21 protein-coding genes and 1 pseudogene are annotated in these 21,469 nt (G+C 67.5%); 14 read left to right on the top strand and 8 right to left on the bottom strand.

The genetic code is table 11. The features are described 5' to 3' along the window. The first annotated feature begins 8 nt into the window (after positions 1-8). Both PGN27_RS23860 and PGN27_RS23865 read left to right on the top strand, forming a co-directional pair. On the top strand, positions 9-1,196 hold the full coding sequence (locus PGN27_RS23860) for a CoA transferase (protein ID WP_335328843.1): 1,188 nt from the start codon (positions 9-11) through the stop codon (positions 1,194-1,196). Next, complete coding sequence (locus tag PGN27_RS23865; protein ID WP_335328330.1) at positions 1,193-1,987, top strand: acyl-CoA thioesterase; 795 nt, start codon at positions 1,193-1,195, stop codon at positions 1,985-1,987. The genes PGN27_RS23860 and PGN27_RS23865 overlap by 4 nt, the downstream gene beginning before the upstream one ends. Here PGN27_RS23865 and PGN27_RS23870 read toward each other — a convergent pair. From PGN27_RS23870 to PGN27_RS23890, 5 genes and pseudogenes are all read right to left on the bottom strand, one after another. After that, positions 1,927-4,386, bottom strand: a pseudogene (locus tag PGN27_RS23870) (AMP-binding protein); the annotation flags it as partial. The gene PGN27_RS23865 and the pseudogene PGN27_RS23870 overlap by 61 nt on opposite strands. Further along, on the bottom strand, positions 4,383-5,435 hold the full coding sequence (locus PGN27_RS23875) for an ABC transporter ATP-binding protein (protein ID WP_335328331.1): 1,053 nt from the start codon (positions 5,433-5,435) through the stop codon (positions 4,383-4,385). The gene PGN27_RS23875 and the pseudogene PGN27_RS23870, both read right to left, overlap by 4 nt. Next, positions 5,432-6,988 carry an ABC transporter permease gene (locus PGN27_RS23880; RefSeq protein WP_335328332.1) on the bottom strand — a complete coding sequence of 519 codons (1,557 nt, stop codon included), beginning with the start codon at positions 6,986-6,988 and terminating at the stop codon, positions 5,432-5,434. The genes PGN27_RS23875 and PGN27_RS23880 overlap by 4 nt, the downstream gene beginning before the upstream one ends. Then, positions 6,989-8,005: an iron ABC transporter substrate-binding protein gene (locus PGN27_RS23885; RefSeq protein ID WP_335328333.1), complete on the bottom strand. Its 1,017-nt coding sequence runs from the start codon at positions 8,003-8,005 to the stop codon at positions 6,989-6,991. It abuts the gene before it with no gap. Positions 8,006-8,055: 50 nt separating this feature from the next. Further along, a complete protein-coding gene (locus PGN27_RS23890) occupies positions 8,056-8,949 on the bottom strand; it encodes a hypothetical protein (RefSeq protein WP_335328334.1) in 894 nt (297 codons plus the stop codon). A gap of 85 nt (positions 8,950-9,034) precedes the next feature. Here PGN27_RS23890 and PGN27_RS23895 point away from each other — a divergent pair, with 85 nt between their 5' ends. Then, complete coding sequence (locus PGN27_RS23895; protein WP_335328335.1) at positions 9,035-9,400, top strand: heme-binding protein; 366 nt, start codon at positions 9,035-9,037, stop codon at positions 9,398-9,400. Between the two features lie 19 nt (positions 9,401-9,419). Here the strand turns inward: PGN27_RS23895 and PGN27_RS23900 are convergent, their stop codons facing one another. Next, positions 9,420-10,238 (bottom strand): DUF1206 domain-containing protein, encoded by an 819-nt coding sequence (locus PGN27_RS23900; protein ID WP_335328336.1) that lies wholly within the window; start codon positions 10,236-10,238, stop codon positions 9,420-9,422. Positions 10,239-10,303: 65 nt separating this feature from the next. Further along, positions 10,304-10,927, bottom strand: coding sequence for a superoxide dismutase (locus PGN27_RS23905; protein WP_335328337.1), 624 nt, complete (start codon positions 10,925-10,927; stop codon positions 10,304-10,306). An 88-nt stretch (positions 10,928-11,015) separates the two neighbouring features. Here PGN27_RS23905 and PGN27_RS23910 point away from each other — a divergent pair, with 88 nt between their 5' ends. The 9 genes from PGN27_RS23910 to PGN27_RS23950 all read left to right on the top strand — a co-directional run bounded on the left by PGN27_RS23910 (position 11,016) and on the right by PGN27_RS23950 (position 18,914). Then, on the top strand, positions 11,016-11,372 hold the full coding sequence (locus tag PGN27_RS23910; RefSeq protein ID WP_335328338.1) for a hypothetical protein: 357 nt from the start codon (positions 11,016-11,018) through the stop codon (positions 11,370-11,372). After that, positions 11,369-12,196 carry a DUF1206 domain-containing protein gene (locus tag PGN27_RS23915; RefSeq protein WP_335328339.1) on the top strand — a complete coding sequence of 276 codons (828 nt, stop codon included), beginning with the start codon at positions 11,369-11,371 and terminating at the stop codon, positions 12,194-12,196. Before PGN27_RS23910 ends, PGN27_RS23915 begins: the two co-directional genes overlap by 4 nt. 96 nt (positions 12,197-12,292) lie before the next feature. Next, on the top strand, positions 12,293-12,790 hold the full coding sequence (locus PGN27_RS23920; RefSeq protein ID WP_335328340.1) for a GAF domain-containing protein: 498 nt from the start codon (positions 12,293-12,295) through the stop codon (positions 12,788-12,790). A 93-nt stretch (positions 12,791-12,883) separates the two neighbouring features. Beyond that, positions 12,884-13,252: a YraN family protein gene (locus PGN27_RS23925; RefSeq protein WP_335328341.1), complete on the top strand. Its 369-nt coding sequence runs from the start codon at positions 12,884-12,886 to the stop codon at positions 13,250-13,252. Then, positions 13,252-14,763 carry a YifB family Mg chelatase-like AAA ATPase gene (locus PGN27_RS23930; RefSeq protein ID WP_335328342.1) on the top strand — a complete coding sequence of 504 codons (1,512 nt, stop codon included), beginning with the start codon at positions 13,252-13,254 and terminating at the stop codon, positions 14,761-14,763. The genes PGN27_RS23925 and PGN27_RS23930 overlap by 1 nt, the downstream gene beginning before the upstream one ends. After that, the gene (gene dprA / locus PGN27_RS23935) at positions 14,760-15,887 is read left to right on the top strand and encodes a DNA-processing protein DprA (protein ID WP_335328343.1); all 1,128 of its coding nucleotides are present in this window, start codon (positions 14,760-14,762) and stop codon (positions 15,885-15,887) included. Before PGN27_RS23930 ends, dprA begins: the two co-directional genes overlap by 4 nt. A 76-nt stretch (positions 15,888-15,963) precedes the next feature. Beyond that, entirely contained in the window at positions 15,964-16,815 is an 852-nt protein-coding gene (locus tag PGN27_RS23940) for a siderophore-interacting protein (protein ID WP_335328344.1), read from the top strand. 4 nt (positions 16,816-16,819) lie between these two features. Next, positions 16,820-17,980 (top strand): lactate 2-monooxygenase, encoded by a 1,161-nt coding sequence (locus PGN27_RS23945; protein WP_335328345.1) that lies wholly within the window; start codon positions 16,820-16,822, stop codon positions 17,978-17,980. Positions 17,981-18,026: 46 nt separating this feature from the next. Continuing rightward, the gene (locus PGN27_RS23950) at positions 18,027-18,914 is read left to right on the top strand and encodes a tyrosine recombinase XerC (RefSeq protein WP_335328844.1); all 888 of its coding nucleotides are present in this window, start codon (positions 18,027-18,029) and stop codon (positions 18,912-18,914) included. A gap of 38 nt (positions 18,915-18,952) precedes the next feature. Here PGN27_RS23950 and PGN27_RS23955 read toward each other — a convergent pair whose 3' ends face one another. Further along, positions 18,953-19,447 (bottom strand): M23 family metallopeptidase, encoded by a 495-nt coding sequence (locus PGN27_RS23955; RefSeq protein ID WP_335328346.1) that lies wholly within the window; start codon positions 19,445-19,447, stop codon positions 18,953-18,955. 299 nt (positions 19,448-19,746) lie between these two features. On the opposite strand from PGN27_RS23955, the gene rpsB reads away from it, so the two are divergent. Both rpsB and tsf read left to right on the top strand, forming a co-directional pair. Continuing rightward, positions 19,747-20,571, top strand: a complete 825-nt coding sequence (rpsB, locus tag PGN27_RS23960) for a 30S ribosomal protein S2 (RefSeq protein WP_030134942.1) — start codon at positions 19,747-19,749, stop codon at positions 20,569-20,571. Positions 20,572-20,592: 21 nt separating this feature from the next. Further along, positions 20,593-21,408: a translation elongation factor Ts gene (gene tsf, locus PGN27_RS23965; RefSeq protein WP_335328347.1), complete on the top strand. Its 816-nt coding sequence runs from the start codon at positions 20,593-20,595 to the stop codon at positions 21,406-21,408. Positions 21,409-21,469: the final 61 nt, after the last annotated feature.

The following is a 21,469-nucleotide window of genomic DNA, read 5'->3' on the forward strand; positions in this document are numbered from 1 at the left end:
TGACTGGCGTGGCGCACGCACCTCTGGCCGGGGTGCGCATCATCGAGATATCGAGTTTCGTGGCGGTGCCGCTCGCGGGTATGACGCTCGCACAGCTGGGCGCGGAGGTGATCCGCGTCGATCCCGTCGGAGGTGCCGCCGACTACCGACGCTGGCCCGTAACCGAGGCCGGTGAGAGCATCTACTGGGCCGGACTGAACAAGGGCAAGCAGTCCGTCGCGGTCGACATGCGCTCGGCCGACGGCCGGCAGATCGTCCGCAAGTTGATCGCCGATGCCGGCATCCTCATCACCAACGTCGCTGGGCGGCAATGGCATTCCTACGACGAGCTGGTTTCCCTGCGTCCCGACCTCATCCACGTCGAGATCTCCGGACGCGCCGACGGGGGAACCGGCGTCGACTACACGGTCAATGCCGCGGTCGGTTTCCCGCTGGTCACCGGCCCCGCCGAGTTGAATGCCCCGGTCAACCACGTACTGCCGGCCTGGGACGTGTCCTGTGGGCTCTACACCGCGCTGGCCGTGGTCTCGGCACTGCGCGCACGCGATGCCGGTGCCGGTGGACAACGCATCACGATACCGCTGGAGAACGTTGCGCTCGCCACGGCGGGCAACCTGAGTTTTCTCACCGAGGTCCTGCTCGGGGCAGGCGAACGTCCACGCCTCGGGAACTCCCTGTACGGCCAGTACGGTCAGAACTTCACCAGCAGCGACGGTGCGGTGTTCATGGTGGTCGCCTTGACCGGCAGGCATTTTCGGGATCTCGCCGACGTCACCGGGACCACCGCGGCCGTCGATGCGCTGGCCGTCGCGTTGGGGGCGGATTTCACCGACGAGGGGCAGCGTTATCGACATCGTGACGCCCTGACCGGTTTGTTCACGCTGTGGTTCGCCCAGCACAGCGCCGCGGAGATCACCGACGCCCTGACACCCACTTCGGTGCTCTGGGAGCGTTACCGCAGCTTCTCCGAGATCGCCGCCGATCCGCGCGTCACCGACAACCCGCTGTTCAGCAGCGTGGAACAGCCCCGGATCGGCCGGCATCTGGCACCGGGGCTGCCCATCGCCACCGACGGGAGCTATCCACCGGCGGTACCCGCACCGGCGCTTGGTGACCACACGGCCCAGGTGCTCGCGACATTGGGTCTTTCCGCCACTGAGATCGAGGCACTGATCGCGTCGGGAGTCGTTGCGTGAGCACCGTGCTGGACCTGCTGACCGTGCGGCAGACCGGTGTCGACCGCTGGCGAGGACAAGGCGCGGGCCCGCAGGGAAAGCGATCTTTCGGTGGATTGTTCGCCGCGCAGAGCCTGGCGGCGGCGATCGCCACGGTGCCCGCCGAGAAGCGGGTGACCAATATGCATCTGCAGTTCCTGCGCGGCGGGGAGGCGGGCGACGGCGCGGAGTACCGCGTCGAGCGGGTCTATGACGGCAGGACCGCCGCGGCCCGCCGGGTCGAGTGCCGTCAACACGATCGCCTGCTGAACACGGCGACGGTGTCTTTCTCGGCCGAGATGGTCGGGCCCGAGCATGGCACGCATCCGATGCCCACGCACCCGGATGCGCTGGACCCGGACCGATCGCTGGGCCCGTCGCCGTCGGTGCCATTGCACGAGTTCGACATCCGAGTCGACGATCAGGGCGAGGGAACGGATTTCGTGCGGAGTTTCTGGTGGCGGACGACGGTTCCGTTACCCGCAGATCCGGTATTGCACACACTGGTCGCGGTGTATATCACCGACCTCTACGGCGTCGACCCGATCTTCGCAGTGCACGGGCATTCGATGCGCGATCGCACCTACCGCGGCGGCACGACCGACACGTCGATGTGGTTTCACCGGCCCGTCTTCGCCGATCAGTGGAATCTGCTGGAATCCCGGTCTCCCGCGGCCGCCCAGGGGCGCGGTGTCGTCACCGCATCGCTGGTGCGTGCCGATGGCGCCGTTGCCGCCACCATGGTCCAGGAGGGATTGGCCGCCAACCGCTGACGTAGTCGGCGGATCGCCTGCGCCACCGCGACTCCGACCGCCAACGCGGACAGCACACCCGCCAACCGGTGCTCACCGAACAGCGGGTAGATCTGGAAATGCGTCAGATAGATGTAGAGCGAGGCATCGGCCAACACCGCGAGCACGCCCGCCGCCGGTATCGGGCACCGCAGCGACGGCAGCCAGATCAGTAGCGCCAGACCGCCGAGCACCAATGTCTCCCGGACCGGATCGGCGAAGTAGCCGTACACACCGACGGCGGTCACCGCGGTGACCGCGGCACGTTGCCACACCGTGGTCGCCTTCGAGACCGCCCACCCGACGGCAAAGAACCAGAAGGCCGCCATGCTGAACCACGCGGCCTCCCCGGTCACCAGGTAGCGCACGATCAAACCGGCGACCAGGAAGACCGAAGCAAAGCCGAACGCGTGCCGACGTTCGATCCGGTCGACCACCGGTAGCGCCAGCGCCAGGGTCAGCGCCACCAGGATCCAGACGAGCACTTCGATGAACCACAACCGGCCCGCGGTCATGCTGTCGAAGGGGCCGAGAATCTTGTTGGCCAGCAACAGATTCGTCCAGCCGTAGTCGTCGCTGAACGACATGGTGATCGCGATCCACAGGACGGTCGGCACGGCGATCCAGCCGATCGTGTTGCGGAGCCGACGGATCCGCTCAGCGCGGGGCACTCCGGTCAGGCAGAACCGGCCGAAGTTGTATCCGGCGACACCGAGCAGGATGTGCGCGCCACCCCACATCTCGAAGAGTTCGGCATGTGATCCGACGATGAGCACGATAGCCACGGCGCGCAGCGCCACACTGGTATCCATGGTGGCCGTCCACCGGCGGCGCCGCGGTTGCAGCGCTTCCAGCTCGGCCAGCGGCAGCTGCGCCCACTGCCGGGGCAACCTGCCCAGGGCACGTTCGATGCGCACCGACATGGACACGTAGCTCAGCGAGTTGCCGCCCAGGTCGACGAAACTGGCGCGCGGGTCGATGCCTGCGGGATCGACATGCAGGACGTCGGCGAAGATGGTGCGCAACGGGGTGGGAGCGGCGGTTCGCTCGGTGTGCAGCCCCTGGACCGCCGGATAGTCGGGCTTTCCGGAGGACAGCATGGGCAACTGCTCGACGGCGACGATATCGACCGACCCGGCCGGCAGTCCGGTGATCTCGGCGACCGCAGTGCGCACCGCCGCGGTCGAGGCGGTGGTCGCGACCACCAACATCTCGCCCGCTGCGGCGCACAGCGCCGGTAGTCCACGCTCGCGCAAAGCCATTTCGACCCGTTGCAGGTCGATCCGCAGGCCGAACAGTTTGGCGATGCGATTGGCTCTGCCGACGACCTCGAAGAGACCGTCGGGACCGACACGCGCGAGGTCGCCGGTGCGCAGTTCGGTGATGACGCGCCCGGTGGCCAGGTCGGCATGATCGTGGGCATAACCCATCATCACGTTGGGCCCGGTGTAGACGAGCTCACCGACGCGGCCCTGGTCTGCGTCGGTGCCGTCCCCGGCGATACGCAGCTGCCCACCGGGAATGGCGCGCCCGATCGCCTCGGGACGCTCGACGGCGAACTCGGGTGGCAGATAGGCCATTCGGGCGGTGGCCTCCGTCGCGCCGTACATGACGAACAGCGCCCAGCCCTTTCGGCGGCCGAGTTCGGCGAAGGCGCGCACCCGCGGCGGTGCCATGGCGCCGCCGGCTTGGGTGACGTACCGCAGGTGCGGCAGCTCCATCGCGTCGAATCCGATGCGGTCCAACAGGTCGAAGGTGTAGGGCACTCCGGCGAACGTCGTGGCCCGGTGCGTGCGGAACAAGTCCCAGAACTGGCTGTCGATCACCGAGAGCTCGGTCAGCAGCAGGGCCGCGCCGCGCAGCAGATGGCTGTGCACGACAGACAGTCCATAGCAGTAGGACATCGGTAACGTCGTTGCCGCACAATCGGTATCGCGGATATCGAGATACTCGGCGATGGACTGGGCATTGGCGATCAAGTTCGCAACTGACAATCTGACCAGCTTGGGCGAGCCCGTACTGCCCGAGGTGGACATCAACAGTGCCAGGTCGGGATGCAGCTCACGCGCGGGCGCCCGGCGAGGGTGCGCGCCGAGCTCGTCGATGACGATATTGGGCCCATAGGTGTCCAGCAGATCGGTGTGGTCTGCGCCGGGCGGTACCGGTAACACCACATGTCCGCCTGCGAGTGCACCGAGATACCAGGTCAGCGTGTCGATATCGTTGCGGGTCTCCAGCAGCACCAGCTTTCGGGGGCTGCCGAGTTCGGCGGCCGCGGTCTCGACGAGATCGGCCAGGGTCCGATAACTCAGCGTGGTGTCGGCGGTATGGACTGCCGGTCGCGCACCGTGACGACGCAGATGGGCGATGAGACCTCTCATGGCAGCATCAGTGCGGTACCCATGACGGTGATGCGGACCTTGGTGTCCACCGCCGGCGGGTCGATGCTGTGCTGGCGGACCGTGATCGGGGCGGACTCGCCGATGTCGACGGTGAGCAGCACATCGTGACCGAGGAATTCGGTGGACAGCACCGTGCCGATCCCGGGCGCAGGGTGCGGCCCAGCATCGGCGATCACGGCGGCCACCAGCTGCTCGGGGCGAAGGAGAACGGTGCCCGAACGTGCGGCGGGTGGTTCCGACACCGGTATCCGACCGAGCGCACATTCGGCGGCTCCGTCGCGGACGGTCGCCTGCAGAAAGATGCAGTCGCCGAGGAACTCGGCGGTGAACCGGTCGGCCGGGGCGCGATAAACCCGTTCTGGGGTGCCGACCCCGGTGAACCGGCCGGCCCGCATGACGGCGACCTGATCGGCCACCGACAACGCCTCGCCCTGATCGTGCGTGACCAGCAGGGTGGTGATTCCGGCCTCGGTGAGCACCTTGGTGACCGCACGCCGGGTGGCCGCGCGCAGTCCGGTGTCCAGCGCCGAGAACGGCTCGTCGAGCAGCATCAGGGCAGGCTTGCGTGCCAGGGCGCGCGCCAGCGCGACGCGCTGCTGCTGGCCGCCCGACAGCTCATGGGGCCGACGCTGCGCGAAAGACGGCTCCAGCGAGACGGTTTCCAGTAGTTCGGTAACCCTGGACCGAACCTCGGCGCGGCGGGGCGATCCGTCCAGCCCGTAGGCGATGTTCGCTCCGACGGTCAGGTGCGGAAAGAGCGCCCCGTCCTGCGCGACGTAGCCGACCGAACGGCGATGGGGGGCGATACTGGTCTGCGCCGAGGCAACCCGGCGCCCGGCAATGTCGATGGTGCCGGAGTCGGGTTTCTCGAATCCGGCGACCAGACGCAGCAGGGTGGTCTTACCGCATCCGGAGGCGCCGACAACGGCCGTGATGCTGCCGGTGGGCAGCGTCAGGTTCACGTGGTCGAGAACCGTTGTGCCGGTGAAGGATTTGGAAAGATCCTGCACGGTCAGGGTATCGGTCATGAGTGCGTCACCTCGCGGAAGAGTGCCACCGTCACCGGGATGGAGAGCGCCACCAGGACCAGGGCGTACGGCGCGGCGGCGGCATAGTCGAGCTCGCTGGACAACGACCAGAACCGCATCGCCAGGGTGCGGGTACCGGTGGGAGCGAGCAGCAGGGTCGCGGTCAGCTCGGTGGCCACCGCCACGAAGACCAGGGCCGCTCCCCCACCTGCCGCCGGGGCGATCAGCCGCAATGTCACCCGCAGGAAACTGCGGGTCGGTGACATGCCCAGCGACCGCGAGGCCTCCTCGAGCCCCGGCGGAATCTGGGCCAGCCCCGAGCGCAGGCTGACCAGCGCGCGGGGCAAGAACATCAGAACGTACGCGCCGAGCACGAGGGACACCGTCTGGTACAGCGGGGGCGCGAAGCGGATGGCGACGGTGACCAAAGCGAGCGCCGTGACGATTCCCGGCATGGAGCTGGTGACGAAGTTCGCACCCTCCACCGCCCGGGACAGCGCGCCGCGATAACGCACCGCCAGCCACGCGAACGGGAATGCCGCCAGCGTGGTCAACACCGCGGCCACGGCTGCCAGGACAGCCGTCTGCCCCATGGCCTGGGTCAGGTCGACGGCGTCCCACACCGCGGCCCCGCCGATCCACAACCAACGCAGCAGCGTGTAGACCGGGACACCGAGCGCTAGCACCGCGCAGATCATCAATCCGATCAGTGCGGGAAAGGTCCACGCGCCCAACCGGATCGGAGTCATCATGCGCGGGGCGCCCGAGCCGACCCGCGCGAAACGGGCATGGCCGCGCAGGACCGCCTCGGTGGCCAGCAGCACCAGACACAACACGACCAGCACACCGGCCAGGGTCGCCCCGGCCGCACCGTCGAACGTGGCCTGGAACTGTTCGAAGATGGCCGTGGTGAAGGTCGAGAAACGCAGCATCGCGAAGGCACCGTATTCGGCGAGCAGGTGCACACCGATGAGCAGTCCGCCGCCGAGAATGGCCAGCCGCAGCTGCGGCAGCACCACCCGCAAGAAGACGCCGAGGGAGCCCGACCCGAGCGCCTGTGCGGACTCCTCGATGGCCGGGTCCAGCCGGCGCAGGGTAGCCGCCGCGGGCAGGAATACGAACGGAAAATAGGAGAGCGTCGCGACCAGCACGCCGGCCCCGAAACCGTGCAATGTCGGCCATACGCTCACCCAGGCGTAGCTGTTGATGAAGGCGGGCACCGCCAGCGGCGCGACCAGCAGCGGTCGCCACACCGCGGCGCCGGGCACATCGGTGCGCTCCACCAGCCACGCCGCACCGACACCGAGCACGACGCACAGCGGCACCGTCACCACGACCAGCCCGACGGTGTTGAGCAGCAGCTCGCCGACCCGGGGCCGCACCATCAGTTCGTAGATGCGATCCGGTCCGGTGCTGATGACCGCCCACACCACATAGCCCAGCGGGATGAAGGTGGCGGCCACCAGCACGCCGATGGCGCCGGTGAGGGCCGGGCCGGGCCGGGCCGGGGGCCGCGGTCCGGGAGTCGGGCGGTCGGTGTGCGTGGAAACCACCTAGAGCAGGCCAGCCTTGGTCATCAGGTCGGTCACCTTGGCCGCGTCGAGGGTGGACGGATCCACCGCGGGCGCCTGCAGGGTGTCCAGCGGGGGCAGCGCCGGGTTGGCGGGCACACCGCTGGCGACCGGGTACTCGAACGAGGTGCCCTTTTCCAGCACTTCCTGGCCCGCCTTGGAGGTGATGAACTTCAGGAACTGCTGCGCCTGATCCTTCTTCTTGCTGGATTCGAGCACGCCGCCGCCGGAGATGCTGACGAAGGCGCCCGGATCCTCGTTGCGGAAGTAGTGCAGCGCGGTGTTACCACTGATTTCCTTGGTCTTCGCCTGGTCGCGGAACCAGTAGTAGTGGTAGATGATCCCGCCGTCGATCTCCCCGTCGTTCACCGCGCGCAGTGTCGCGATGTTGTCTTGGAGCAAAGTCGCGTCGGACTTCATCGCCGACAGCCATGCGGACGTGGCCTGCTCGCCGGTGAGCTGCAACATGGCCGCGATGATGGCCTGGAAGTCGGGCTTGGCCGGGGGAGCGCCCCAGCGGCCCTTCCACTCGGGCTTTTCCAGGTCCATGATCGACCGCGGCAGCTGCCCCAGTTGCACCTTGCTCGTGTTGTAGACGAACACCGTCGAGCGGGCGGCGACGCCGGTCCACTTGTTCGTCGAGGGCCGGTACTGGGCCGGCACCTGCTCGACGGTGGCCGGGTCGACGTCGGCGAACAACCCGGCGTCCTCTACGGCGGCCATTGCGGGTGAGTTCTCGGTCAGGAACACGTCGGCCGGGGAGGAGTCGCCCTCGGCGATCAGCTGGTTGCCCAGCTCGGTGTCGCCGCCCTGACGATAGGTGACCTTGATGCCGGTCTCCTTGGTGAAGGCGTCGATCCACTCCTTGGTCAGCGACTCATGCTGAGCGTTGTAGATGAGCAGTTCGTCGCTTTGCTCGCTGGACGAGCATGCGGTCGCCGCCGATACGACTGCGAGGACGGACAGCAGTGCCATGACCCGTCGGAAGTGGATACGCATGAGGCAATCCTTACATCCCTACCTAGGTAAGGTTTGCCTTCCCCCGCTTTTCACAGGCAGCGCAACGGAAAGGCGTCCTGCTCGGCCCGCAACAACGCCTCCGGATCGTCGAACACCGACCGCGGGTCGACCCACTGGATGGACTGGCTGTCGCCCAGCCGGCGAAAGTACAGGCATCGGCCGTGGCCTGCTGTTCGTTCACGGGCCATCCGCGGCGGCAGTGGCAACCGGTAGATATCGCCGCAGATCGGGGCGGCGCCGGCCTGGCGGGCGCTGTCGAAACGCAGGTATCGCAACGCGATGGGACGCTGCTCCCGGGTGCACCGCGAGGAGATCATGCGCACGGTCAACTCACCGGTCAGCACGCACCGGTAGAGAGATTCATCGAATTCGACTCCATGCAGGTGGAATCTCCCGGTGCCGTCGGACCATTCGATCGCCGGGCGGCCGGTATCGCAGTGCACGACATCGGAGGCGGCACTCTCGTAGCGGGTGGTGGGCATCGGCACCAGCAGGATTTCGCCGTGGATCGGCAGGATCCAACCGAGACCGAGTTGCACCGCCCGACCCATGGACTCGCAGTGACGGGCCCATCGACGTGCCGAGACGATGGTGTTCGGCGGTAGCCACTCGGCCTCGGGCATGGTCGCGACGAAGTGGTTGTAGAGAGTGTCGCGCTCGTCACGCAACCGCACGGTGCCCGGGGTGTCCTGGATATCGTGGTTGCCGGACCATCGCTGCATCCGTCGCCAGCGCGGGTCCGGCCCGATGACCGAGGCGATCCGCAGCGCGCGATCCAGGGCCGGAACGATCGTGTAGCCCGTCCGACGGCCGACATCGTGGGTGACACAGAACTGCGAGACCAAGGCGATGGCTGCGTCGTCATCAAACGACCCGGTGGGTGTGCTGATATCGGACCGGAGCACACGGGTGGGGTTGGACATGGGCGTCACGCTAGCGGCGGGGTCCGACATGTCCATTTCGCGACAACCGGGTGCGCGGGGACCCTCCATCGCGCAGGATCGACGCATGAAACAGATAGCCACGCTCGCGCTCGCCGGCCTCGCCGCGTCCATCGTCACCGTCGCGGGCGCTCCCGCAGCGCAGGCCGCCCCGCCGTGCTCGGCGAGCAATCTGGCCACCGTCGCCAGCGGTGTGCTGGCGCAGGCCGGCGGTTATCTGGACACGCATCCGTCGGCCAACGATGTGTTGACCGCGGCGGCCAATCAGCCGACCAATGAGGCCGAGCAGTCCATCCGCGGTTACTTTCTGACCCACCCCGGGGAATTCCTGGACCTGCAGAACATCGCCAGGCCGCTGATCGACCTGCGCCGTTCGTGCGGGGTGGCGGTCTCGCCAGGTCAGCTGGCGGCGCTCATCGACGCGCTGAGCTGACGAGCCCGGTACGGACGGCTCAGAGCCGTCCGTACCGACTGCGGACGAAGCTGTAGGCACCGTAGGCGGCGATGCCCACGGCGGCGATGATGAGCAGGAACTTGCCGAACGGCGCCTGACCCAGCGTCTTGACCGCAGCGTCCAGACCCGACGCCTTCGCCGGGTCGGCCTGCAGGGTGGCGACGATGACGAGGATCCCGGCACCGGCCAGCACGAGCCCCTTGGCGGTGTAACCGGCAATGCCGACCGCGGTGATCCCGGTGCCGCCGGAGACCCGCAGGTCCTTGAAGAACTTCTTCGACACGCCCTTGTACACGTGGTATCCGCCGACACCCAGGACTCCGAGCCCGATCACGATCAGCACGGCCTTACCCCAGCCCGACTGCATGAGCTGTGCCGACATGCCCGAGTTCTGCTGGCCGCTGGATTGGCCACCGCCGGTGGCGAAACGCAACGCGGAGAACGCGATGGCGATGTTCGCGACCGCGAGTCCGACGGACTTGGCGCGCTTCCACGCCGGCGAGTCGTCGTCTCCCGATCGTTCGGTGGGCTTGGAGCCGACCACGGCCTCGGCCAGGTGCCACAGGCCGAGGGCGAACAATCCCAGCGCGGCGATCCACAGCATCACCTGACCACCGGTTTGGCCGGCCAGGGTGGCCAGTGCGCCGGATTGATCGGCATTACCGCCGCTGCCTAGAGCGAGCCGCAGAATGATGTAACCCAACAGCAGATGCAGCACGCCGCTGGCCGCGAAACCGGCGCGAGCGCCGTATTGGAATGCGTCGCTGTCGGTGGCCCGGTCCACCGCTCCGTGGACCGGGCTCGCGCTCGTCTTCATGGTGTGTCTCCCCGATTGCCGACTCGATGGGCCCGGGTTCCCCCTTTTTGACGCGCGCGAAACCGTCAGCCGAAGATGAGGCCGCCGGTCTTGGTGGTGGCGCGTGCGTAGCGGTCTTGGACGTCGGCCCAGTTGACGACGTTCCAGAAGGCCTTGACGTAGTCGGCCTTGACGTTCTTGTACTGCAGGTAGAAGGCGTGCTCCCACATGTCGACCTGCAGCAGCGGGATGATGCCCAGCGGGACGTTGGCCTGCTGGTCGTAGAGCTGGAAGGTCAGCAGGCGCTGTCCGAGGCTGTCGTAGCCCAGGACGGCCCAGCCGGAGCCCTGCAGGCCGTTGGCCGCGGCGGTGAACTGGGCGCGGAACTTGTCGAAGCTGCCGAACTGGTCGTCGATGGCGGCGGCCAGTTCGCCTTCGGGCTTGTCGCCGCCGTTGGGGGAGAGGTTCTTCCACCAGATGCTGTGGTTGACGTGGCCGCCGAGGTGGAAGGCGAGGTTCTTTTCGTTGAGGAAGATCGCGGACTGGTCGTCGCCTGCGCGGGCTTCTTCGAGCTTGGCCACGGCGTCGTTGACACCCTTGACGTAGGTGGCGTGGTGCTTGCTGTGGTGCAGTTCGTTGATCTGGCCGGAGATGTGGGGTTCCAGGGCGCCGTAGTCGTAATCGAGGTCGGGCAGGGTGTATTCAGCCACCGGGTTTCCTTTCGTTGCATGTACCTGCGCCACGCTAGAACCTGAAGCGGCCTTGAGGTCAACCGTCGGCTGCGTCACCATGGATGCCATGGCGAAGTACGACGTCAACCCGGCAGGCGTGCGGTGGGCCACGGAGTTGATCGACAAGCGGCAGTACGTGCTGGACAGCGACTGGGGTGAGGTACAGCCGGGCTCCGATGCGCAGAACTCCTTTCTGAAGAGACACTCGTGGGAGGATTACGCACGCTGGCACCTGGGGTTGACCGACGGTGCCGACGATGAGACCAAGGCGCGATATGCGTTCGGGTACGGCGACTTTCGGCGCGTGCACCGGTCGGGTCTCATCGCGTGTGTGTTCCGGGCGGCGCAGTGGCGGCACAAGGCCGTCGAGTTGGCGGCGCACGATCTGTTGCAGCAGTTGGACAAGGCGGCCGGCATCGGGTGAGCGGCCGAGGGTGGAGCGTCTTCAAGGGCGCGGTGAACCGGGCCACCGCGAGTCGGACCGTCGAGACGATCGCCCGTATCGGATATCCCGTGAGCGGGATACTGCACCTGTTGATCGCCTTTATCATCGCGCGCATCGCTTTCGGGTTCCGGGGAGAAGCCGACCAGACCGGGGCGTTGGCGGTACTTGCCGGACAGCGTGGCGGATCGATGTCGCTGTGGGCGGTGGCATTCGGTCTGTTCGCATTGGCGATGTGGCGATTGGCCGAGGTGGTGCTCGGTCTGCACCCGGGTGAGAGTGCCACTGCGGACAAGCGGGATACGCCGTTGGTCAACCGGCTCAAGGCGCTCGGGCTGGCCGTCGTCTATCTGGCACTGGCCTTCGCGGCCGTGCAGTTCGCGATCGGGGTCGGCAGGCAGGGCAGTGAACGGGCGGCGGGGCTGAGTGCCCGGCTGATGCAGACCGGTGGTGGCAAGGCCGTCCTGGTGGCCGTCGGGTTGGCGATCGCGGGATTCGGCGGCTACTTCATCTACAAGGGCGCCTCCCGGAGGTTCCTTGGCGATCTCACGGTGCGGGGTGGCCCGTTGATGACCGCATTGGGGTTGGTCGGCCATGTCGCGGAAGGTCTCGTGTTGTCAGCGGCCGGCATCTCGGTGATCGCGGCATCGTTCCTGCATGATCCGGCGCGGGCGACCGGGTTGGATGCGGCGGTGCGGGCGCTGGGACAGACGGAATACGGCCAGGTGACCCTGCTGGCCGCGGCGGTCGGTTTTGCGGCCTATGGGCTGTACAGCATTGCGCTGACGCGGTATTCGCGGATGTGAGTGGTGGCCGCGGGTCCGTACCTCGACCCAGGTTCACAGGAACACGCTGAGTAGAACCATTGCGTGCGCAATGGGGTGCCCTCGATAATCACCGCCATGAGCCACGCCGATCCGCACGCGACCGATTCCACCCCGGCACTGTCCGGGCTCGCGCCGCAACTGGAGGAACTGGCCGAGCGCCTGGGCGTCAAGTCGGTTCTGGTGATGCGCTCGGATCCGGACTCGATGGTGGTCGCGGCCACCGCCGGCGAGGCGACCAAGCATTACACCGTGGGTGCGGCGGGCAAGAAGGCCGGCACCGATGACAGCCGGACTCCGCTGTATTGCGAGCGGGTGGTCGACACCGATGAGGCGCTCTTCGTTCAGGATTCGCGAGTCGACGCCACGTTTGCCGGTAACGAAGACGAGACCGAGTTCGGACTGCACAACTATCTGGGTGTCGCCGTACACGATGCCGACGGGCGGGTGGTGGGCACGGTCTGCGTGCTGGACGACACCGCGCGGGAGTACACCGCCGAGGAGCGTGCGGAGCTGGACCGGGTGCGCGCCGAGGTCGAGAAGGTGGTGGCTACCGACAGCGACGCGCTGGGGTGAATCCATCTGTGGATGAATCGGTGATTGTGGATAAGTAGGTTTCATCGGCCGTTGGTGGCGGTGGGTGTCCGTGGCCGGGTGCAGGGTCAGGTCATGGAAACCTGGACCCGCGCCGAGATCGGGGCTTTGGGCGAGCAGATTGCGGCGGATCACCTGAGCTCGCTCGGTTTGACGGTGCTGGAGCGTAATTGGCGGTGCCGGTACGGAGAATTGGATGTGATCGCCTTCGATCCGGTGTCTCGGGTCGTGGTGTTCGTGGAGGTGAAGGCGCGCACCAGTGACCGGTTCGGCGGTGTCGCGTACGCCGTGACCCCGGAGAAGGTGCGCCGGTTGCGTCGGTTGGCCGGGCTGTGGCTGGCGGCGCATCCCGGGCGTTGTGCCGGGCTGCGCCTCGATGTGATCGGGATCCGATTCGGGCGCAGCCGCGAGCCGGAGTTGCGTCATCTCGAGGCGGTCGGCTGATGGCGTTGGGGCGGGCGTTCGCGGTGGCCATCCGCGGGCTGGACGGCATCACGGTGGAGATCGAGGCCGATATCACCCGCGGTCTTCCGGGGGTGTTCCTGGTGGGGTTGCCCGATACCGCATTGCAGGAGGCGCGCAATCGGGTGCGGGCGGCGATCACCAATTGCGATAACAGTTGGCCCGACACCCGGTTGACGTTGGCGCTGTCACCGGCGACGCTGCCCAAGGGCGGCTCGGCCTATGACCTGGCGTTGGCCTCGGCGGTGATGTCGGCGCAGCTCAAGCAGCAGTGGCCGGCGTTGGAGAAGACGGTGCTGCTGGGCGAGTTGGCGCTCGATGGCCGGGTCCGGTCCATCAACGGCGTGTTGCCCGCGGTGTTGGCGGCCAAGCGTGACGGTTGGCCCGCGGTGGTGGTCCCGGTCGGGAATCTGGCCGAGGCCAGCCTGGTCGAGGGTATCGAGGTGTGGGGTGTGCAGAGCCTGCGGCAGTTGCACGCCTGGTTCAAGGGCGCGGGGCGGTTGACCGGACGGATAGCTGATGTGGAGACGCCGGCGGCGCCGCCGTGTCCGGACCTGGCTGATCTGATCGGGCAGACCGAGGCGCGGATGGCCGTCGAGATCGCGGCGGCGGGGGCGCATCATCTGTTGTTCACCGGTCCGCCGGGTATCGGGAAAACGATGCTGGCGCAACGGTTACCGGGTCTGCTGCCGGTGTTGACCGATGAGGAGTCCATCGAGGTCACGGCGATTCACTCGATTGCGGGCACGCTGTCACCGGACACCCCGCTGATCACCAGGGCTCCGTTCATCGCGCCGCACCACTCCTCGACCGTGGCGGCGATGGTCGGCGGCGGCACAGGACTGGCGCGCCCGGGCGCGGTCAGCCGGGCCCATCGCGGAGTGCTCTTCCTCGACGAATGCGCCGAGATTGCCACGAGCGTGTTGGAAGCACTACGAACACCGTTGGAAGACGGCGAGATCCGGCTGGCTCGCCGCGACGGCGTCGCCCGGTACCCGGCCCGATTCCAACTGGTGATGGCGGCCAACCCGTGTCCGTGCGCGCCCACGAATCCGGCTGACTGCCTGTGTAATCCGGGAGCCAAACGACGCTATCTGGGCAAGCTGTCCGGCCCGCTGATGGACCGTGTCGATCTCAAGGTCGAAATGCACGCGATCCGCGCGGGTGCGTTCACCCATGAGGTGGCGGAACCGACCGCGGCGGTTCGTGACCGGGTCGCGGTGGCCCGCGCCACAGCGGCCGAGCGGTGGCAACGGTTGGGTGTGCGGACCAACGCCGAGGTATCCGGAACCGCACTGCGCACCACCTTCCGGCCCGGCAGCGCCACGATGGCGGTGCTGCGGGCCGCCGTGGACCGCGGAAAGCTCAATCTGCGCGGTGCCGATCGCACGCTGCGGATCGCCTGGTCGATCGCCGATCTTGCCGGTGCGCAAACACCGACTCCCGAGCACGTGGCCACCGCGCTGAGCTTCCGCCAAGGGGGTGCGCGATGACCGACGATGTGCGACGCGCCTGGGCGTACCTGTCGCGGGTCGCCGAGCCACCCAACCATGAACTGGCCAAACTGGTTGCCACACATGGTCCCGTCGATGCCGCCGCGATCATCCGGGCCGGGGCGGAACCGGTCGAGTTGCGCAACGCGGTGTCCGCGCGCCGTGATATCGACCGTGCCGCAGCGGATCTGGAGATACTGGATCGACGCGGTGGGCGGTTGATCACCATCGACGATCCGCAATGGCCGCATCTGGCGTTCGGGGTGTTCGGCTCGTCGGTTGTCACCGATCGCGAATCGGGCCGGTCCCCGCTGGTGCTGTGGGCGCTGGGGCCCGCAGCACTCGGTGACGTGGCGGTGCGGTCGGCGGCCATCGTGGGGACCCGGGCGTGCACGTCATACGGTGAACACATGGCGGCCGATCTGGCTGCCGGTCTGGCCGAGCGTGACGTCGCCGTGGTGTCCGGCGGCGCCTACGGCATCGACGGTGCCGCGCACCGTTCGGTGCTGGGGGTCGACGGCGTCACCGTGGCCGTACTGGCCTGCGGCGTCGACGTGTCCTACCCCGCTGGGCATTCTGGACTGTTGCACCGCATCGCGTCGAGCGGTGTGGTGCTCAGCGAGTACGCGCCGGGGGAGCGGCCCACGCGGTACCGGTTCCTGACCCGCAACCGGTTGGTGGCCGCGCTCGGCGGGGCGACGGTGGTGGTCGAGGCGGGGTTGCGCAGCGGTGCGGCGAACACCGCCGCCTGGGCTAAGGCGATGGGCAGGACCGTGTGCGCGGTGCCCGGGCCGGTCACCTCGGCAGCGTCTGCGGGCTGTCATGTATTGATCAGGAACGGGACGGCGGAATTGGTCGGACGGGCCGAGGAGATCGTCGAAATCGTCGGCAGGATAGGCGAACTCGCCGATGAGCCGGAGCATCCGCAGATGCCCCTGGATGGACTGTCCAGAGAGGAGATGCTGGTGTACGAGGCGTTGCCCGCGCGCGGGTTGCGCAGCGTCGAGCAGATCGCCGTGGATGCCGGGATACCGCCTGAGCACGTGCTCGGGCCGTTGGCGCTGCTGGAGATCGCAGGCCGAGTGGAGCGTCGCGATGGGCGGTGGCGGATCACCTCCGGATGACGCGGAGCCCACCACGACCCACGCGTGCCTCGTACAGTGGTGAGCGGATCAGCTGACGATATTGCGAGGTAGTGCCATGGCAGGACGCCCTATTCATACATTCGAAGTGATCAGCAAGTTGCAGCTGACACCGCACATGATTCGCCTGGTTCTCGGTGGTGTCGGGTTCGACACCTTCACACCAGGCGGATTCACCGACTCCTACGTCAAGATCGTCATCGTCCCGGCCGATGTCGACGTCGTGGCACTGCCGCATCCGCTGACCCTCGACAGCTTCGACGAACTGCCCGAGTCCAAGCGCCCGACGGTGCGCACATACACGGTGCGCAGCATCGACGACGCAAAACGCCAGATCGCCATCGACTTCGTCGTCCACGGCGAACTGGGCGTGGCGGGTCCGTGGGCGGCGGCCGCCGAACCGGGACAACAGGTCTATCTGATGGGACCCAGTGGTGCCTACGCACCCGACCCGGCGGCCGACTGGCATCTACTCGCCGGTGACGAATCGGCGATCCCCGCCATCAGCGCGGCGTTGGAAGCACTGCCGCCCAACGCAATCGGCCAGGCCTTCATCGAAGTCAGCGGTCCCGACGACGTGCTGGAACTGATTGGTCCCGAGGGGGTCGACGTGCACTGGATCTTTCGCGGTGGCCGTGCCGACCTGGTCAGCGAAAGTCAGGCGGGCGACCATGCCCCGCTGATCGCCGCGGTGAAAGAGGCGAAGTGGCTGCCCGGACAGGTCCAGGTCTTCGTCCACGGCGAAGCCCAGGCCGTGATGCACAATCTGCGTCCCTACCTGCGCAAGGAACGCGGCGTTGAGGCCAAGTGGGCGTCCATCTCGGGCTACTGGCGCCGCGGCCGCACCGAGGAAACTTTCCGCGAATGGAAGTCGGAGCTAGCCAAAGCCGAGGCGGGCCAGACAGACTGACCCGATGGCATACGGCGACTACCAGCTGGAGATCTACCTACAGGGCTTGGCGGGGGTGCTGCCGTCGTATCCGATCCTGTTCGCCGAACTGGAACAGCGAGCCGAATATGCATTGTCACCGTCGGTATGGTCCTACGTGGCCGGCGGGGCGGGAGACGAGCGCACCCAACGCGTGAATGTCACCGCGTTCGAGCACTGGGGCCTGATTCCGCGGATGGGGGTCGGGGCCACCGAACGACACCTCGAGATCGAGCTGTTCGGGCTGACACTGCCGTCCCCGGTCTTCATGGCGCCCATCGGCGTCACCGGCATCTGCAGCCAGGACGGTCATGGTGACCTCGCCGTCGCCCGGGCCGCCGCACGGACCGGGGTGCCGATGACGGTCTCGACGCTGACCGCCGATCCGCTGGAGGACGTCGCCGCCGAGTTCGGGGACACCCCCGGTTTCTTCCAGCTCTACACCCCCAAGGATCGGGAGCTGGCCGCCAGCCTGGTTTCGCGGGCCGAGAAGGCCGGTTACAAGGCCATCATCGTCACCCTCGACACCTGGGTGCCGGGCTGGCGTCCGCGCGACCTGAGCACCTCCAACTTCCCGCAGCTGCGCGGCAAATGTCTGTCCAATTACATGAGCGACCCGCTGTTCCGGGCCAGCCTGGCCCAGTCGCCCGAAGAGAATCCGCAGGCCGCGATCCTCAAATGGGTCAGCACCTTCGGCCAACCCGTGACCTGGGATGACCTGCGCTGGCTGCGAACCCAGACGACGCTGCCGCTGATCGTCAAGGGCATCCAGCATCCCGACGATGTCCGGCACTCCATCGACGTCGGCATGGACGGCATTTATTGCTCCAACCACGGCGGCAGGCAGGCCAACGGCGGGTTGCCTGCCATCGACTGCCTGCCCGAGGTGATCGAAGCCGCCGACGGAGTGCCGGTGCTCTTCGACTCCGGCATCCGCAGCGGCACCGACATCGTCAAGGCGCTGGCATTGGGTGCCTCCGCCGTCGGCGTCGGACGGCCCTATGTCTACGGGCTGGCCCTCGGTGGCACCGACGGCGTGGTGCACGTGCTGCGGTCGCTGCTGGCCGAAACCGACCTGACGATGGCCATCGACGGCTATCGCAGCCTGGCCGATCTCACCCCGGACACGTTGCGGCGCGTCCACTAGACACCTTCGGTAATTCTGCGACCGTGAAGCCGTGACCGAGCCACCGATCGAGACCCTGCTCGAGGAATTCGACGAGTATCTCGAGCTGAACCGCGGCCGATCGGCACATACCCGCCGGGCCTACCTGTCCGACCTGCGTTCGCTGTTCGAGTTCACCGGCGGCGGACTGAGCAGCCTGACCTTGCCGCGGCTGCGGTCCTGGTTGGCCGCCCAGGCCGGTGCCGGGGCGGCCCGCAGCACCCTGGCCCGCCGCACCTCCGCGGTGAAGACCTTCACCGGCTGGGCACTGCACCGCGGGCTGCTCGGCACCGACCCGGCCGCGCGGCTGCAGACACCGAAATCGCACCGCGTGCTGCCTGCCGTGCTACGCCAGGACCAGGCCCTCGATGCCATGGAAGCGCTCAGCATCGGTGCGCAGCAACATGATCCGCTGGCCCTGCGGGACAGGGTGATCGTCGAGCTGCTGTACGCGACCGGGATCCGGGTCAGCGAGCTGTGCGGGCTGGACGTCGACGATATCGACACTGCGCGCCGGCTGTTGCGGGTCCTGGGCAAGGGCAACAAGGAGCGCACCGTGCCCTACGGCGAACCTGCCGAGGATGCGTTGACGGCGTGGCTGCAGGCCGGTCGACCCGCGCTGGCCACCGCGCATTCTCCTCCGGCGCTGCTGTTGGGCGCCCGCGGTGGCCGGCTCGATCAGCGGCAGGCCCGTACCGTCGTGCACCAGACCATGGCCGCCGTCGACGGCGCGCCCGACCTGGGCCCGCACGGCCTGCGGCACAGCGCGGCCACCCATCTGCTCGAAGGCGGCGCAGACCTTCGGGTGGTGCAGGAATTGCTCGGCCACTCGACGCTGGCCACCACCCAGCTCTATACCCACGTCAGCGTGGCCAGGCTGCGCTCGGTCCACGATCAGGCGCACCCGCGGGCATAGCGAGCGATTTCGGTGCGCTCGCGCTCGGTGAGCGAGCGTCAGCGCGCCGAAATCGGCTTGAGCACGATCGGTGTCCCGGCCAGCAGCCCCAGCGGGTCGACATAGTCTGCCCGCGCGGCCGGACCCCACATCGCGCCCCAGTGCAGGCAGGCGCTCATAGGGCAGCCGGGATGACCGGCGCGCAGGGTGCCCAGCGCGGTCCCTGCCGCGACGCGCTGCCCGGCGCGCACCGCGGCCTCGACCGGTTCATAACTGGTGCGCAATCCGCCGGGATGCTGCACCGATACCAGCGGCCGGCCGGCCAGCACCGCGGCGAACACGACCACACCCTCGCCCGCCGCGTACACGGTCTGCCCGTCGCTCCCACCCAGGTCGATGCCCCGATGACCGGACCGCCAATTCGGCCGTGGGGCGTCGAAACCCCGGGTGACCACGGGGTCGGGTCGCAACGGCCAGGACAACCGCGCCGTTTCGGCCGACACCGGTGCCGCCGCGGCCAGCGCCGTGACGAAGATCGCCACCGCCCATCTCATCTGCCCAGTTCAGCGCGTTATCGTCGGAATCGGAACCGCACCCCGGCAGACTGTGGACGAACGGGCGTTTGTGGAAATTGCGCGTGGTAAAAGCACCGGTTCCCACGGTGTAAACTTCTTCCCGCAGCTCACATCCGTGGGCTGACTTCGCGCGTCTGCACCGCAACCCAGGACAAACAGGTTGCTCAGCATGCCGGGCGGTCCCGACCGGGAAACCGGACGGGTCCGGCAGCAGCAGGCGCCAGGGCCGGGCATCAACCGATGTCGGGCATCAACCGAACACCTAGTGAGGCACAACCATGGCCGTCGTGACCATGAAGCAGCTGCTCGACAGCGGCACCCATTTCGGACACCAGACCCGGCGCTGGAACCCCAAGATGAAGCGGTTCATCTTCACCGACCGCAACGGCATCTACATCATCGATCTGCAGCAGACGCTGACCTACATCGACTCGGCGTATGAGTTCGTCAAGGAAACCGTCGCCCACGGCGGCAGCATCATGTTCGTCGGCACCAAGAAGCAGGCGCAGGAATCGATCGCCGAAGAGGCGACCCGCGTGGGTATGCCCTACGTGAACCAGCGCTGGCTCGGCGGCATGCTCACCAACTTCTCCACCGTGCACAAGCGCCTTCAGCGGATGAAGGAGCTGGAGGCCATGGAGCAGACCGGTGGCTTCGAGGGTCGCACCAAGAAGGAAATCCTCATGCTCACGCGTGAGAAGAACAAGCTGGAGCGCTCGCTCGGCGGTATCCGGGACATGGCCAAGGTTCCCTCGGCCGTCTGGGTCGTCGACACCAACAAGGAGCACCTGGCGGTCGCCGAGGCTCGCAAGCTGAACATCCCGGTCATCGCGATCCTGGATACCAACTGCGATCCCGACGTGGTCGACTACCCGATCCCGGGTAACGATGACGCCATCCGCTCGGCCGCGCTGCTGACCAAGGTGATCGCCTCCGCGGTTGCCGAGGGTCTGCAGGCCCGCTCGGGTGCCGGCAAGGCCGAGGCAGGCCAGGACGCCGCCGCCGAGCCGCTCGCCGAGTGGGAGCAGGAGCTGCTGGCCGGTGCGACCACCGGTGCCGCAGAGGGCGCTCCCGCCGCCGAGACCACCACTGACGCTTCCTAAATCTTTTCAGGAGAAGGCTTTATGGCTAACTACACCGCTGCCGATGTCAAGCGCCTGCGGGAGCTGACCGGCGCCGGAATGATGGACTGCAAGAACGCGCTGGCCGAATCGGACGGCGATTTCGACAAGGCCGTCGAGCTGCTGCGCATCAAGGGCGCCAAGGATGTCGGCAAGCGCGCCGAGCGCGCGACCGCCGAGGGTCTGGTGGCCGCCAAGGACGGCGTGCTGATCGAGCTCAACTCGGAGACCGACTTCGTCGCCAAGAACGCCGAGTTCCAGGGTCTGGCCGACACGATCGTGGCCGCTGCCCTGGAGGCGAAGGCCGGCGATGTCGAGACGCTCAATGCCGCCAAGGTGGGCGACTCGACGGTCGAGCAGGCTGTGGCCGACCTGTCGGCCAAGATCGGCGAGAAGCTGGTCCTGCGCCGCGCCGCGTACTTCGACGGTCAGGTGGAAACCTACCTGCACAAGCGCGCCGCGGATCTGCCGCCGGCCGTGGGTGTGCTGGTCGAATACACCGGTGACGACAAGAGCGCCGCGCACACCGTGGCGCTGCAGATCGCCGCGCTGAAGGCCAAGTACCTCACGCGTGAGGACGTGCCGGAGGACATCGTCGCCAACGAGCGTCGGATCGCCGAGGAGACCGCCAAGGCCGAGGGCAAGCCCGAGCAGGCGCTGCCCAAGATCGTGGAGGGTCGCGTGACCGGCTTCTACAAGGACGTCGTGCTGCTGGATCAGCCGTCGGTGTCCGACAACAAGAAGACCGTCAAGGCGCTGCTCGACGAGGCAGGCGTGACCGTGACCCGGTTCGTCCGCTTCGAGGTCGGCCAGAACTAACACGTTCGGCTTGAGAACCCCGTGTCACCTCGGTGACCCGGGGTTCTCTGCATTGGCGCAG

The sequence above is a fragment of the Mycolicibacterium neoaurum genome, from assembly GCF_036946495.1.
Lineage (GTDB): Bacteria > Actinomycetota > Actinomycetes > Mycobacteriales > Mycobacteriaceae > Mycobacterium > Mycobacterium neoaurum_B.

Coding starts and splice junctions, on each gene's coding strand:
- PGN27_RS23895 (WP_335328335.1), top strand. CDS start 9,035: ATGAAACAGATAGCCACGCTCGCGCTCGCCGGCCTCGCCGCGTCCATC.
- tsf (WP_335328347.1), top strand. CDS start 20,593: ATGGCTAACTACACCGCTGCCGATGTCAAGCGCCTGCGGGAGCTGACC.
- PGN27_RS23925 (WP_335328341.1), top strand. CDS start 12,884: ATGGAAACCTGGACCCGCGCCGAGATCGGGGCTTTGGGCGAGCAGATT.
- rpsB (WP_030134942.1), top strand. CDS start 19,747: ATGGCCGTCGTGACCATGAAGCAGCTGCTCGACAGCGGCACCCATTTC.
- PGN27_RS23900 (WP_335328336.1), bottom strand. CDS start 10,238: ATGAAGACGAGCGCGAGCCCGGTCCACGGAGCGGTGGACCGGGCCACC.
- PGN27_RS23875 (WP_335328331.1), bottom strand. CDS start 5,435: ATGACCGATACCCTGACCGTGCAGGATCTTTCCAAATCCTTCACCGGC.
- PGN27_RS23940 (WP_335328344.1), top strand. CDS start 15,964: ATGGCAGGACGCCCTATTCATACATTCGAAGTGATCAGCAAGTTGCAG.
- dprA (WP_335328343.1), top strand. CDS start 14,760: ATGACCGACGATGTGCGACGCGCCTGGGCGTACCTGTCGCGGGTCGCC.
- PGN27_RS23920 (WP_335328340.1), top strand. CDS start 12,293: ATGAGCCACGCCGATCCGCACGCGACCGATTCCACCCCGGCACTGTCC.
- PGN27_RS23890 (WP_335328334.1), bottom strand. CDS start 8,949: ATGTCCAACCCCACCCGTGTGCTCCGGTCCGATATCAGCACACCCACC.
- PGN27_RS23930 (WP_335328342.1), top strand. CDS start 13,252: ATGGCGTTGGGGCGGGCGTTCGCGGTGGCCATCCGCGGGCTGGACGGC.
- PGN27_RS23955 (WP_335328346.1), bottom strand. CDS start 19,447: ATGAGATGGGCGGTGGCGATCTTCGTCACGGCGCTGGCCGCGGCGGCA.
- PGN27_RS23910 (WP_335328338.1), top strand. CDS start 11,016: ATGGCGAAGTACGACGTCAACCCGGCAGGCGTGCGGTGGGCCACGGAG.
- PGN27_RS23885 (WP_335328333.1), bottom strand. CDS start 8,005: ATGCGTATCCACTTCCGACGGGTCATGGCACTGCTGTCCGTCCTCGCA.
- PGN27_RS23945 (WP_335328345.1), top strand. CDS start 16,820: ATGGCATACGGCGACTACCAGCTGGAGATCTACCTACAGGGCTTGGCG.